At 66.7% G+C, this 11871-nt stretch carries 11 protein-coding genes; 4 read left to right on the top strand and 7 right to left on the bottom strand.

The window, feature by feature from the left end:
* Positions 1–31: 31 nt before the first annotated feature.
* Complete coding sequence (catC, locus tag O7R11_RS04670; protein WP_337996328.1) at positions 32–316, bottom strand: muconolactone Delta-isomerase; 285 nt, start codon at positions 314–316, stop codon at positions 32–34.
* A gap of 448 nt (positions 317–764) precedes the next feature.
* Between catC and O7R11_RS04665 the strand changes: the two genes are divergently transcribed.
* The 3 genes from O7R11_RS04665 to O7R11_RS04655 are packed head-to-tail and all read left to right on the top strand — an operon-like array spanning position 765 to position 4226.
* On the top strand, positions 765–2189 hold the full coding sequence (locus tag O7R11_RS04665) for a DASS family sodium-coupled anion symporter (protein ID WP_337996327.1): 1425 nt from the start codon (positions 765–767) through the stop codon (positions 2187–2189).
* Between the two features lie 19 nt (positions 2190–2208).
* Positions 2209–3126, top strand: coding sequence for a LysR family transcriptional regulator (locus O7R11_RS04660; RefSeq protein ID WP_337996326.1), 918 nt, complete (start codon positions 2209–2211; stop codon positions 3124–3126).
* A complete protein-coding gene (locus tag O7R11_RS04655; RefSeq protein ID WP_337996325.1) occupies positions 3123–4226 on the top strand; it encodes a mandelate racemase/muconate lactonizing enzyme family protein in 1104 nt (367 codons plus the stop codon). Before O7R11_RS04660 ends, O7R11_RS04655 begins: the two co-directional genes overlap by 4 nt.
* Before the next feature lie 353 nt (positions 4227–4579).
* Here O7R11_RS04655 and O7R11_RS04650 read toward each other — a convergent pair whose 3' ends face one another.
* The 5 genes from O7R11_RS04650 to O7R11_RS04630 form a co-directional block, all read right to left on the bottom strand.
* A complete protein-coding gene (locus O7R11_RS04650; protein ID WP_337996324.1) occupies positions 4580–5260 on the bottom strand; it encodes a fumarylacetoacetate hydrolase family protein in 681 nt (226 codons plus the stop codon).
* 238 nt (positions 5261–5498) lie between these two features.
* Positions 5499–6134: a LolA family protein gene (locus O7R11_RS04645; RefSeq protein ID WP_337996323.1), complete on the bottom strand. Its 636-nt coding sequence runs from the start codon at positions 6132–6134 to the stop codon at positions 5499–5501.
* Positions 6131–8482 (bottom strand): FtsK/SpoIIIE family DNA translocase, encoded by a 2352-nt coding sequence (locus O7R11_RS04640; RefSeq protein WP_337996322.1) that lies wholly within the window; start codon positions 8480–8482, stop codon positions 6131–6133. Before O7R11_RS04640 ends, O7R11_RS04645 begins: the two co-directional genes overlap by 4 nt.
* Positions 8483–8496: 14 nt before the next feature.
* Positions 8497–9723 (bottom strand): aminotransferase class I/II-fold pyridoxal phosphate-dependent enzyme, encoded by a 1227-nt coding sequence (locus O7R11_RS04635; RefSeq protein WP_337996321.1) that lies wholly within the window; start codon positions 9721–9723, stop codon positions 8497–8499.
* 285 nt (positions 9724–10008) lie between these two features.
* On the bottom strand, positions 10009–10476 hold the full coding sequence (locus tag O7R11_RS04630) for a hypothetical protein (RefSeq protein WP_337996320.1): 468 nt from the start codon (positions 10474–10476) through the stop codon (positions 10009–10011).
* A 440-nt stretch (positions 10477–10916) separates the two neighbouring features.
* On the opposite strand from O7R11_RS04630, the gene O7R11_RS04625 reads away from it, so the two are divergent.
* On the top strand, positions 10917–11486 hold the full coding sequence (locus O7R11_RS04625; RefSeq protein ID WP_337996319.1) for a GNAT family N-acetyltransferase: 570 nt from the start codon (positions 10917–10919) through the stop codon (positions 11484–11486).
* 186 nt (positions 11487–11672) lie between these two features.
* Here O7R11_RS04625 and O7R11_RS04620 read toward each other — a convergent pair whose 3' ends face one another.
* Positions 11673–11864 (bottom strand): Trm112 family protein, encoded by a 192-nt coding sequence (locus O7R11_RS04620; protein ID WP_337996318.1) that lies wholly within the window; start codon positions 11862–11864, stop codon positions 11673–11675.
* Between the last annotated feature and the right edge of the window lie 7 nt (positions 11865–11871).

Below are 11871 nucleotides of genomic sequence, written 5' to 3'. Positions count from 1 at the left end.
CATCGGTCTCCGCTGCGGCTGCGTGTGGGGGTTACTGGACGGCGATGTCCGAGGGGTGGGTGGCGAGCGGCGTCACCTGGAAGCTGCTGTAGGGATAGAGCGGCAGGTCCTGCAGGAGTTTGTGCAGTTCGTCGTTGCCGGACACGTCGAAGATCGAATAGTTGCTGTACTGGCCGACGATCCGCCAGATGTGGGCCCAGCGCCCGTCGCGCTGCAGCGACAGGGAATAGGCCTTTTCCGTCGCCTTGATCTCCGCGAATTTTTCCGCCGGCATGTCGAGCGGCGGGTGAACGTCCATGCGCACCAGAAAAAGCATCGTCGTCTCCTTGCAGTGGCGCCGCCGGGGGCCGGCGACTCGTGGGTAAAGCCGCCGGGAGTGGGGCGTTGCGGCCCGGGCGGCGGAATTCAAGCTATATCAACCCAAAAAGCAAACTTCAACGAAGAATACAATTAAACGCATTGTTTATAAATTTATTCTTTTTTATCAAAAAATCGAAAAAGCTTATCAGTCCGACTAACCTATATAAAATCTCCATGATGTGCTGTCGTCAACCCGGTATTTTTCTGTATTTTTTAGAACAAACACTTGATTAAACGGGTATTCTGAATAATAAAGCCATCTTTTTCATGTTGTCCTCTACAGGGTTACATGATACATCCAAAAATACGTTGATGTGTAAGAATGCTTCATAAGGCAGCACGGCGACGCCGTGAGGGAGGCAAATACAATGGCAAACCAATCGACTGCCGCGCCGAACGGCGCGATGTGGAAGCTACCGTCCCGCCGTTCCCTGCTCACCATCGCCCTGCTGTTCGCGGTGGGTCTGGTGGCGTGGATGACGGTTCCCGCACCGGAAGGCATGAAACCGGCGGCGTGGCATCTCTTCATTATTTTCGTTCTCACCATTATCGGCCTGATCCTCCAGCCGTTCCCCTTGAGCGTGATGGCGCTGGCGGGCATCGGCGTGGCGATCTTCACCAAGGTCCTCACCCCCGGGCAGGGCATGTCCGGCTTCGGCAGCGCGGTGCTGTGGATGATCCTGATGGCGATCTTCATCTCCCGCGCCATCATCAAGAGCGGCCTGGGGCAGCGCATCGCCTATTTCTTCGTCGCCAAGCTCGGCAAGCACGCCCTCGGCGTCGCCTACGGCCTCGGCTTCACCGATCTGGTGCTCGCTCCGGCCACGCCCTCGGCGATGGCGCGCGGCGGCGCGATCGTGCTGCCGATTCTCCGCGCGGTGGCCTCCACCTACGATTCCGAACCCAACTCGCCCTCGGCGGACCGCATCGGCAAGTATCTGACGCTGACCGAGGCGCACATGAACTCCGCCTCCAGCGCGATGTTCCTCACCGCGATGGCGGCCAACCCGCTGATGGTCGGCTTCGCCACCCAGTTCGGCGTCACCATCACCTGGGGGTCGTGGTTCCTCTACGCCCTGCTGCCCGGGGTTCTGTCGCTGTTGCTGACCCCCCTGCTCTGCTATGCGGTCAGCCCGCCGCAGGTCAAGCACACGCCGGAAGCCGCGGCCAACGCCACCGCCCACCTCAAGGCGATGGGTCCGCTCTCCACCCACGAGAAGCTGGTGGTGTTCGTCATCCTGCTGCTTCTGGTTCTGTGGACCGTGGGCGCGGTGTTCTTCCACGTCAGTTCCGTCACCGCCACCGTGGTCGGCCTTCTGGTGCTGCTGTTCTCCGGCGCGTTGGACTGGTCCGACGTCACCGGCGAGCGCACCGCCTGGGACACCCTGGTGTGGTTCGCCTGCCTGCTGACCATGGCGAGTTTCCTCAACACGCTCGGCTTCATTCCGTGGTTCAGCAAGCTCAACGCCGGCATGGTGAGCGGCCTCTCCTGGCCCGTCGCCTTCGTGCTGTTGGCGTTGATCTACTTCTACGCCCACTACTTCTTCGCCTCGCTCACCTCCCACGTCGCGGCGATGTATGTGGCCTTCGTCGGCACCGCGGTGGCGGTGGGCGTGCCCCCGACCCTGGCGGTGATGGTGTTCGCCTTCCTGTCGAGCTATTTCTCGACGATCACCCATTACGGCGGGGCCGCACCGACCCTGCTGTTCGCCCAGGGGTATTTCCCGACCGTCGAGTGGTGGAAGAAGAACTTCGTGATGAGTCTCTTCAACCTGACGATCTGGATCGGCGTGGCCACGGCCTGGCTGAAAATCCTGGGCGCCTGGTAGGGGCCAACAGGAGGCGGATATGGACTTGTCGGATCTGAGAACCTTTCTCGTCGTCGCGGAAGAATGCCACTTCGGGCGTGCGGCCGAACGGCTGGGGATTTCCCTCGCCCAGGTGTCGCAACGCATCCGCAGGCTGGAAGACGACCTGAACGCCGAACTGCTCGCCCGCACCACCCGCACCGTCTCGGTCACCGAGATCGGCCAGGAACTGGTGGCCGAGGGCAGGGATCTGCTGGCGCAGATCGACGGCGTCGCGCAGCACATCCGCCGCCTTGCCTCCGGGCAGGAGGGGGTTTTGCGGCTCGGGGTGATCGGATCGGTGAGCTATACGCTGCTGCCGCGCATCGCGCAGATCATCGAAACCACGATGCCGGGGATCAAACTCAAGGTTCAGGCGGGGATGTTCACCCCCGCGCAGGAGCAGGCGCTGCTCGACCGCAGCATCGATATCGGCCTGTTGCGCCTGCCGATCCGCATCCCCGGCCTCGCCTACCGCGTGGCGGCGAGCGACCCCCTGGTCCTCGTGCTCGCCGCCGGCCACCCCCTGGCCGACAGGCCGGAAGTGCAGGTCGAGGACCTGCGCGAAGAAGCCTTCATCACCTATCCGCATGCGTCCGGATCGGTGGTCCGCGAAGCCGTTCTGCGCCAGTGCGAACGGGCCGGCTTCGTCCCCCACAGCCTGCTGGAGGTGAGCGACACCGGCACCCTGATCGGTCTCGTCGCCTCCGGCCTCGGCGTCGCCCTGGTGCCGCGCTCGGCGCAAAGCCTGCGCATTTCCGGGGTCAAGTACGTGGACCTGAGCCTTACCGAAAACATGGATATCGCCCTGACCTGGAGACAGGCGAGCAATTCCCTTGTGCTGCGGCGGGTGCTCGGCGTGCTTGACGACGCGGGCATGTTCATCGGCCCCGAAAAACATTCCGAGGTGAAACCATGAAGATCACGAAAGTCGAGGCCATTCCGTTCTCGATCCCCTACGTCCACCCGCTCAAGTTCGCTTCCGGCGAGGTCTATACCGCGGAACACATCCTGGTGCGGGTGCACGGCGAGGACGGCGTCATCGGCTCCGCCGAGGCCCCGCCCCGGCCCTACACCTACGGCGAAACCCAGGACGGCATCAAAGCCCTGGTGGAGAAGATCTTCGCCCCGGCGATCGTCGGCCTCGACGTGTTCGACCGCGAGAAGATCCACGCCAAGCTCAACCGCACCGTCGGCAACCCCTGCGCCAAGGGCGCGGTGGACATCGCCATCTGGGACGTCATCGGCAAGGTGCTGAAAATGCCGGTGACCAAACTGCTCGGCGGCTATACCGACCACATGCGGGTGAGCCACATGGTCGGCTTCGACGATCCGGCGAAAATGGTCGAGGTGGCGCAGAGCTTCAAGGAAACCTACGGCATCTCCACCTTCAAGGTGAAGGTGGGCCGCCGCCCGTATTCGCTGGACGTGGCGGTGTGCCGCGCCCTGCGCAAGCACTTCGGCGATACCGTCGATCTCTATATCGACGGCAACCGCGGCTGGTCCGCCACCGAGGCGGCCCGCGCGCTGCGCGACATGGACGACCTCGACCTGCTGATGGCGGAGGAGCTCAACCCCGCCGACGACGTGATGGGCCGCCGCTGGCTGGTCAAGCAGATGAAAATCCCCTTCTATGCCGATGAATCGGTGTCCCGTCCGGCGGAGGTGACGCGCGAACTGCTCGACGGCTCCACCACCGCGATCTCGATCAAGACCGCGCGCACCGGGTACACCTTCTCGCAGCGCGTCTACTTCCAGTGCGAGTCCCTCGGCATCGAAAACTACATGGGCAACCAGATCGACGGCCAGGTCGGCACCCTCAGCTCCCTCGTCTTCGGCGCCGCCTACAAGGGCACCTCGGACAAGGCGGGCGAGTTCTCCAACTTCCTCGACATGAGCGACGACCTGCTGGCCGAACCGCTCAAGATCAAGGACGGCATTCTCAAGATCCGCGACCTGCCGGGCACCGGCGTGGTCATCGACGAGGACAAGCTCGCCCGCTACCGCAAGGACAAGTGATCCCTCGACCCGCGGGCCCCGGCCAGGCCCGCGGCACTTTCCGGGTCCCCCCGCCCGGAGAACCGATGCGAGCCGGCCACTCGAACTCTCCCTTATCCCAACTTCACCCCCTTTCTTAACGAAAGGGGGCTTTTTGTTGGGAAAGCAGGAAAACCAGGCCGGGGCGCTGCCCTGGACCCGCAAAGGGCCGCGGACCCCTTGACCCCATAACCTTTTGTTTTTGCGCGAAGCGCGATAAAGCTATCACGCGGCGTGACGGTTGCCTGCCGCTACGCGGCGAAAAGCCGGTTATGGGGGGTGTGGGGGGACCGAGTCCCCCCATGAAGTCATGGTTTTGTAGGGAGTTGTCAGCGTTACTTAATAGTAAATATCAGTCGCGGCAGGCCGTCGATTTCGGCGGTGACTTTCTGGCCCCTGGCGAGCGGGCCGACGCCTGCGGGGGTTCCGGAGAAGATCAGGTCGCCGGGTTTGAGCTCCACGTAGGAGGAGAGGTTGGCGACGATTTCCGCGGGCGACCAGATCATCTGGGCGAGGGTTCCGGATTGTTTTTCCGTTCCGTCGATGGAGAGGCGGATGCGGCTATGCGGCGCCGGGCCGTCGCCGGAGCGGACGATGATGCGGCCGATCGGGCCGGAGCAATCGAAGCCCTTGGCCATGTCCCAGGGGCGGCCCTTGGATTTGGCTTCGGCCTGGAGGTCGCGGCGGGTGAGGTCCACGCCGACGGCATAGCCGTAGATCGCGGCGTCCGCTTCCTCGAGGGAGAGGTCGCTTCCGCCCGTGCCGAGGGCGAGGACGAGTTCGACCTCGTGGTGCAGGTCCGCGGTTTTCGGCGGATAGGGCACGGCGTGGCCCTGGATCACCGCATCGGCGGGTTTGGAGAAGAAGAACGGCGCTTCGCGGCTGGGGTCGCCGCCCATTTCCAGGGCGTGGTCGGCATAGTTGCGGCCGACGCAATAGATGCGGTGCACGGGGAAGACGCCGCCGCCATCGACGGCGACGAAGGGGGTGGAGAAGGTGGGGTGAAGACTGCGCATGTATACCTCCGACAGACAGAGTTTGAATGTGGGAGGTTTGCATACAAAAGAAAAGCGCCCGGTTAGGGGGAAACCGGGCGCCGGGGTCTCCTATCGGAGCGAAGGGGCGGCTGGGGGGGCCGCTAACCTTCCGAGGGACACCGTTGCAGTGCCACTCATAAACCACAGGTGGGAATTTGCCCGAGGAATAGCCACCCGCGCGGGAAGCATATCAGCAATGCAGCATGTGCATGGCTTGTCAAGGGGCTTGCGGGGTGTCGAAGAGGCTGGTGGCGAGCGAAATGCCGGTTTCCGGGTTCTGCAGGGTGACGGTGGTGGCGATGCCCTGCGCATCGGTGACGCGCCACTGCGCCAGCGCGAAGGGGCGCAGCGAGAACACCAGGGTGAGGCTGCCTGCCGTGGGGTCCTTCTTGGAAATCAGGGTGATCTCGGCGACGCCGGGGCCTTCGTCCACCGAGCGGATGCGGATGTCCTCGCCGGAGAAGGCGACGTTCTTGCGCAGGAGGATACCCGCGGGCGTGGCGTCGAGGCCGAGGTAGCTCAGTTGTTTGAGTTTGGTATCGACGAAGGTGAAGTACGCGCCGTTGGCGACCACGAGGATCGGCGTCGGCGGATCGTATTCGACGCGCAGGCGGCCGGGCCGCGAGAGGTAGACCGTGCCTTCGGCGAGTTCGCCGGTGGAGGCCGCCTGGAGGAAGCGCGCCTTCAGGGTGTGGATGCGGTTGAGCGCGTCCTCCGCCTTGTGCACCAGTTCCGCCTGGCGGTCGGAAAGCATGATGTCGCGCGCCGCCTCGGCCGGCGCGGCACAGGCGAAAAGCACCAGGGCCGCCGCCGCAACGCGCCGCAGATGCCGCGCGCGCTCGAATCCGATCATTCAGAACCCCCGAAGATTTCCCGCTTGCCGACATGGTTGGCGGGGCTGACCAGGCCGTTGCGCTCCATCGTCTCGACGATGCGCGCCGCGCGGTTATAGCCGATTTGCAGCTGCCGTTGAATAAAACTGGTGGACGCCTTGCGTTCGCGCAAGACGATGGCCACCGCCTGATCGTAGAGGGGGTCCGAGGTCTCCGGATCGAGGTCGCCGTTCTCGTCGAATTCGGCGTCGGGGTCCTCGGTCACCGCGTCGTGGTAGTCCGGCTCGCCCTGGGTGCGCAGGAAGGCGACGACGTTCTCCACCTCCTGGTCGGAGACGAACGGCCCGTGCACGCGGGTGATGCGCCCGCCCGCCGCCATGTAGAGCATGTCGCCCTGGCCGAGAAGCTGCTCCGCCCCCTGTTCGCCGAGGATGGTGCGGCTGTCGATCCGCGAGGTGACCTGGAAGCTGATGCGGGTGGGGAAGTTGGCCTTGATGGTGCCGGTGATCACGTCCACCGAGGGGCGCTGCGTCGCCATGATCAGGTGGATGCCCGCGGCGCGCGCCATCTGCGCCAGGCGCTGGATCGCGCCTTCCACGTCCTTGCCCGCCACCAGCATCAGATCGGCCATCTCGTCCACCACCACCACGATGTGCGGCAACGCCTTGAGGTCGAGGGCCTGTTCCTCGTAGACCGGGGTGCCGGTCTCGGGGTCGAAGCCGGTCTGCACCGAGCGGGTGAGGATTTCGCCCTTCTCCCGCGCTTGTTCGAGCTTCTGGTTGTAGCCCTGGATGTTGCGCACGCCGAGCTGGCTCATCGCGCGGTAGCGGTCTTCCATCTCGCGCACCGCCCACTTCAGCGCCACCACCGCCTTGCCCGGGTCGGTGACCACCGGGGCGAGCAGGTGGGGAATGCCGTCGTAGACCGAAAGCTCCAGCATCTTCGGGTCCACCATGATCAGGCGGCACTGCTCCGGCGTCAGGCGGTAGAGCAGGGAGAGCACCATGGTGTTGATCGCCACCGACTTGCCGGAGCCGGTGGTGCCCGCGATCAGGAGGTGCGGCATGCGGGTGAGGTCCACGTATTCCGCGCCGCCGCCGATGTCCTTGCCGAGCGCCAGGCACAGCGTCTGCTGCGCCTTGACGAAGGCGTCGGAGGTGAGGAGTTCGCGCAGGTAGACGGTTTCGCGCCGCGCGTTCGGCAGTTCGATGCCGATGACGTTGCGCCCGGGGATCACCGCGATGCGGGCGGAGACCGCGCTCATCGAGCGGGCGATGTCGTCCGCCAGGCCGACGACGCGCGAGGTCTTGGTGCCCGGCGCGGGTTCGAGTTCGTAGAGGGTGACCACCGGGCCGGGGCGGATCTTCACGATCTCGCCGTTGATGCCGAATTCGGCGAGCACGGATTCGAGCAGCCGCGCGTTCTGCGTCAGGCCCTCGTCGGTGGTCTTGGGCGCGGCGCCGAGCCGGGGCGCGGCGAGAAGGTCGAGGGGCGGCAGCTCGAAGGCGCCGCTCTTGCGCCGCGACAGCGCCAGGCGGCCCTGGCGGGCGCGTTGGGTCTCCTCGCGGTTGGCGGGCGGTTCCGCCGCGCGATCGACGATCTGTTCCTCCTCCGGCTCCGCGAAGGGCGCGGCGGGTTCGGGGCCGAGGGTCGGCTCGGCGCGCGCGGCGGCGCGGCGCGGCCGCGGCGCGATGGCGGCGGTGGGATCGCGGCGGCTTTTCGGCGCGGGGGCCGCGGCGCGGCGGGCGAACGGCCGGGTGAGCAGCCACCACGCCGCGGCGCCGATTCCCACCCAGACGCGCGGCGCGATCGCCGAGGCATAGGCGAGCAGCAGCAGCGCCAGCGGAATGCCCAGCCCCCATCCGGCGACCGGCGCGGCCCACGGCGGCAGCGGCGGGCGCAGCAGCGGGTCGAGGTGCAGGCGCAGCAGCGCGCCCGCCGCGCCGCCCCAGCCCGCGGCTGCCGGCGCATGCTCCACCCACGGCAGAAAGGTGAGCGCCAGGACCAGCGGCGGCATCGCGGCGGCGAGCGCCAGCGGGCGCAGCCACACCCGCGGCGGGCGGCGCAGGATCAGCCAGCCCGCGCCCCAGGCGGCGGCGACCAGCACCGGCGCCCACGCGGCGATGCCGAGGGTCTGCAGCAGAAGGTCGGAAAGCGTCGCGCCGGGGCGGCCCAGCAGGTTGCGCACCGGCGCGTTGGAGACGGTGTTCCACGACGGATCGCCGGGCGCATGGGTGGCGAGCGCCGCCGCCGTGGCCGCCGCCGCGGCGATCACCGCCGCGCCGAAAAGCCGGACGCCGCTGCGGCGCAGGAAGCCCGACAGGGATTCGGGGAGGAAGCGGCGCGATGTGGGGGTGCGGCGAGCCATCGGTCAGCGTGCCTTCATCCGGGGTGGTCGAGGCTGTGGCGCAGGGTCGCCAGCGCCGTGGTCACGGTTTCCTCGTCGTGCACCAGCGCGATGCGCACGTAGGCATGGCCGGGGTTGCCGTGGGGGAAGGCGGGGTCGTCGGCGGTGAGGTAGCGCCCGGGCACCACGCGGATCCCCGCCTTTTGCCAGAAGCGCACCGTCGCCGCCTCGCCGTCGCCGACGTTCAGCCACAGGAAAAACCCGCCCTGCGGCCGCAGATAGCCGGAATATCCGGCGAAGATGCGGTCCGCGGCGGCGACCAGGCGCGCATAGTGCGCGCGGTTGGCCGCGGCGTGCGCGTCGTCGGCCCACAGGGCGGCGGCGGCGGCCTGAATCGGCAGCGGCATCTGCACCGAGGCATAGGTGCGCAGCTTGAGGAACAGCTTGAGCATCGCCGCGTCGCCCGCGACGAAGCCGGAGCGCAGCCCCGGCGCGCTGGAACGCTTCGACAGCGAGTGGAACACCACGACGTTGGCGAAGGGGTCCCCCTCCGACGGCGCGGCGGCGAGCGCGGCGGCCAGCCCCGAAGGCGGCGGCGCGCCGAAGTAAAGCTCGGAATAGCATTCGTCGCAGGCGAGCACGAAACCGTGCCGCCGCGCCAGCTCCACCAGCGCGGTGAGGCGCGGCAGGTCGGCCACCGCACCCTCCGGATTGCTCGGCGAGCAGAACACCGCAAGCGCGGCGCGTTCCAGAATTTCCTCGGGCAGTGCCGCATAATCGGGCAGATACCCGGTTTCCGGCCGTGCCGGAACCAGAACCGGCTCGGCGCCGGAAAGCTCGGCGGCGGCGCGGTAGACCTGATAATAGGGATTGGGCAGCAGAACCGCGGGCCGCTTGCCCGCCTTCTCCCGCGGCACCGCCGCCAGTGCGAAGAGGAACAACGCCTCGCGCGAGCCGGTGGCGGACAGCACGTTGCGCGCCGGGTCGATCGCCTCCCGCGGAAGGCCGAATCGCCGCGCCAGCCAGTCGGCGCAGGCGGCGCGCAGCTCCGGCGTGCCCTCGTTCGGTGGATAACGGTTCCACAAATGCGCGTTGGCCGCGATCACCTCGGCGACCCAGGGCGGCGGCGAAAGCTGCGGCTCGCCGATGGACATCGCCAAGGTGCGCGGGACCGCGGGCACGATGGGGTCGAGAAGCTCGCGCAGACGCACGAAGGCGCTGCCGGGAAGACGATCGAGGGCGGGATTGTGCGGACGGGTCATGACCATACCTTGCCGGGCGCGCGCGGCGCTTCGGAAATTCAAGCATTCCCAAAGGGTATAGCCGAAAAACCGGAGCCGGGCAAAAACAAGGGAGAAAACAAAAACGTTGCGGAGGGACTCGGTCCCTCCGCGCCCCCCATAACTTTGGTTTTGCGCGTAGCGCCATAAGCCGGTGCGATGGCACCAAACGCGTTGCCTGCCGCTGCGCGGCGAAAACCCGGTTATGGGATCAAAGGGTCCGCGACCCTTTGCGGGGTCCGGGGCAGGACCCCGGCCTGGTTTTGCTCAGAACAGGAAGTGCGCGAGGCGGTGGATGCGCTCCGGCGGCAGCAGGTAGAGCGCCGCGACGAGGGCGAGCGGCACGCCGGTGCCGAGGATGCGCGCCATCCACACCACGGTTTTGTCTTCCGGGCGGACGAGGAAGAGGTTGAGGATGGAGAGCCCGGCGCAGACCGCGGCGAGGCCGGTTTCCCCCAGGCCCAGCACCGGCGGCACGACGAAGCCGGTGACCGGCGCGGTGCGGAAATAGACCAGGCGGACAAGGAAGAAGAGGATGAGGAAGAGGTTGATGTAGAGCGCGATCTTGGCGCGCGAGCGGGTGAGCACGATGCGCGGCGCGGTGCGGCTGGTGAGGTATTCGACGTCCTCGTCGTCCAGCTCCTTGGCGATCGGCGAAGTGCCGAACATGCCCTTTTCGTCCTCGAACGGGATTTCCGGTTCGGATTTGGTTTCCGTGGTCTTGGGGTCGTTCATCGCCTGCCTCCGTCGCTTCGCGACCATATACCCGCCGCCGCCGCGTCTGTCACCCACGAAAAATGGCCCGGTGGAAAGCCACCGGGCCGGAGTTTCGGGAGGAACAAACACTGATACTCAGGAAACCAAGCCATCCATCCATGTCGGGCTCTGCGCCCGGCGACCGTAGGATGGGGTTGCCTCACTGAAAGCCTGTGGCCTCAGCACCTGGCATTGAAGAATGCATCGATCGTGCCAAACGCCACTTACATATTGATAAACAACGATTCTTGAAAAATTGCGAATTCTTCCGTGGAGAATCCCTGCCGTCCGGCAGGGAAAACCGCGGGAAAACTGCTCTTGAGTCAGCACCTCTGACTATTTTTTGTGCTGAACGCGCGCGTTGCCCGCCCGCCGGGCGCGTGCGATGATCCCCCCGAAGTCCGTCGGGAGGCCCCGTGATGACCGATTCCCTGCCGGTGACGGTGCGGCGCTGGCTGCGCTGGCCCGCCGTGCATTGGGCGGGAACCCGCCCCGAAATCCCCGATGCCGCGGGCATGCCCGACATCGGCTTCCTCGCCGACGACCCCCGCCACTTCGAGTTGTTCGCCCGCTGGCTCCACGCGCAGTGGAGCGCGCCGCGCGGCGAAAGCCTGGACAGCCGCCGCGCCACCCTGCGCGGCCAGATGAACCTCGACCGCCTGCCGATCGCGCTGACCGCCTACTGGCAGGGCAACCCCGCGGGCATCGTCAGCCTGCGCGCCGAGGATCTGCACACCCGTCCGGGCCTCTGCCCCTGGCTCTCCGCGCTTTATGTCCACCCGCCGCTGCGCGGCCGCGGCATCGGCCGCGCCCTGGTGCGCGCCACCCTCGGCCTCGCCGATTGGCTGGGATACCCCCGGGTCTACCTGTTCACCACCGACCGCCAAGGCCTCTATGCGGAACTCGGCTGGCAACGGCTCCCCAGACTGCCGGAGGAAAACACCCAAACCCCGCCGCCGGACGTCTTCGCCTCCCCCCTGCGGCGGTGAAAAACCAAAACGTCCTGGAGGGCCGCGGACCCTCCAGACCTCCCATAACTTTTGGTTTTCGCGCGCAGCGCCATGAGCCCGCGTATCGGCAACGGGGATGTTGTCTGCCGCTGCGCGGCGAAAACAAGTTATGGGGTCAAGGGGCCTCCCGGCCCCTTGCGGGTCCGGGCAGGGTCCGGCCTGGTTTTACCGCCCGTGGTCCTCGGGGGAGAAGCGGCGGGCTTCTTCCGCCAGCATGATCGGCACGCCGTCGCGGATCGGGTAGGCGATGCCCAGCGCGTCGTTGACCAGTTCCTGCGCGTCGCGGTCATAGCGCAGCGGCAGCTTCGACATCGGGCAGACGAGCAGGGAGAGCAGGGCGGGATCGACCTCGGTCATGGCGGAG

Source organism: Oleispirillum naphthae, from assembly GCA_027864655.1.
GTDB lineage: Bacteria > Pseudomonadota > Alphaproteobacteria > Rhodospirillales > Rhodospirillaceae > Oleispirillum > Oleispirillum naphthae.
The sequence above is the reverse complement of the archived record's forward strand: the minus strand, read 5'-3'. Positions and strand labels throughout refer to the sequence as shown.

What these genes read in the sequence shown, in the direction of transcription:
- catC (WP_337996328.1), bottom strand. Translation starts at nt 316, where the DNA reads ATGCTTTTTCTGGTGCGCATGGACGTTCACCCGCCGCTCGACATGCCG.
- O7R11_RS04665 (WP_337996327.1), top strand. Translation starts at nt 765, where the DNA reads ATGTGGAAGCTACCGTCCCGCCGTTCCCTGCTCACCATCGCCCTGCTG.
- O7R11_RS04660 (WP_337996326.1), top strand. Translation starts at nt 2,209, where the DNA reads ATGGACTTGTCGGATCTGAGAACCTTTCTCGTCGTCGCGGAAGAATGC.
- O7R11_RS04655 (WP_337996325.1), top strand. Translation starts at nt 3,123, where the DNA reads ATGAAGATCACGAAAGTCGAGGCCATTCCGTTCTCGATCCCCTACGTC.
- O7R11_RS04650 (WP_337996324.1), bottom strand. Translation starts at nt 5,260, where the DNA reads ATGCGCAGTCTTCACCCCACCTTCTCCACCCCCTTCGTCGCCGTCGAT.
- O7R11_RS04645 (WP_337996323.1), bottom strand. Translation starts at nt 6,134, where the DNA reads ATGATCGGATTCGAGCGCGCGCGGCATCTGCGGCGCGTTGCGGCGGCG.
- O7R11_RS04640 (WP_337996322.1), bottom strand. Translation starts at nt 8,482, where the DNA reads ATGGCTCGCCGCACCCCCACATCGCGCCGCTTCCTCCCCGAATCCCTG.
- O7R11_RS04635 (WP_337996321.1), bottom strand. Translation starts at nt 9,723, where the DNA reads ATGACCCGTCCGCACAATCCCGCCCTCGATCGTCTTCCCGGCAGCGCC.
- O7R11_RS04630 (WP_337996320.1), bottom strand. Translation starts at nt 10,476, where the DNA reads ATGAACGACCCCAAGACCACGGAAACCAAATCCGAACCGGAAATCCCG.
- O7R11_RS04625 (WP_337996319.1), top strand. Translation starts at nt 10,917, where the DNA reads ATGACCGATTCCCTGCCGGTGACGGTGCGGCGCTGGCTGCGCTGGCCC.
- O7R11_RS04620 (WP_337996318.1), bottom strand. Translation starts at nt 11,864, where the DNA reads ATGACCGAGGTCGATCCCGCCCTGCTCTCCCTGCTCGTCTGCCCGATG.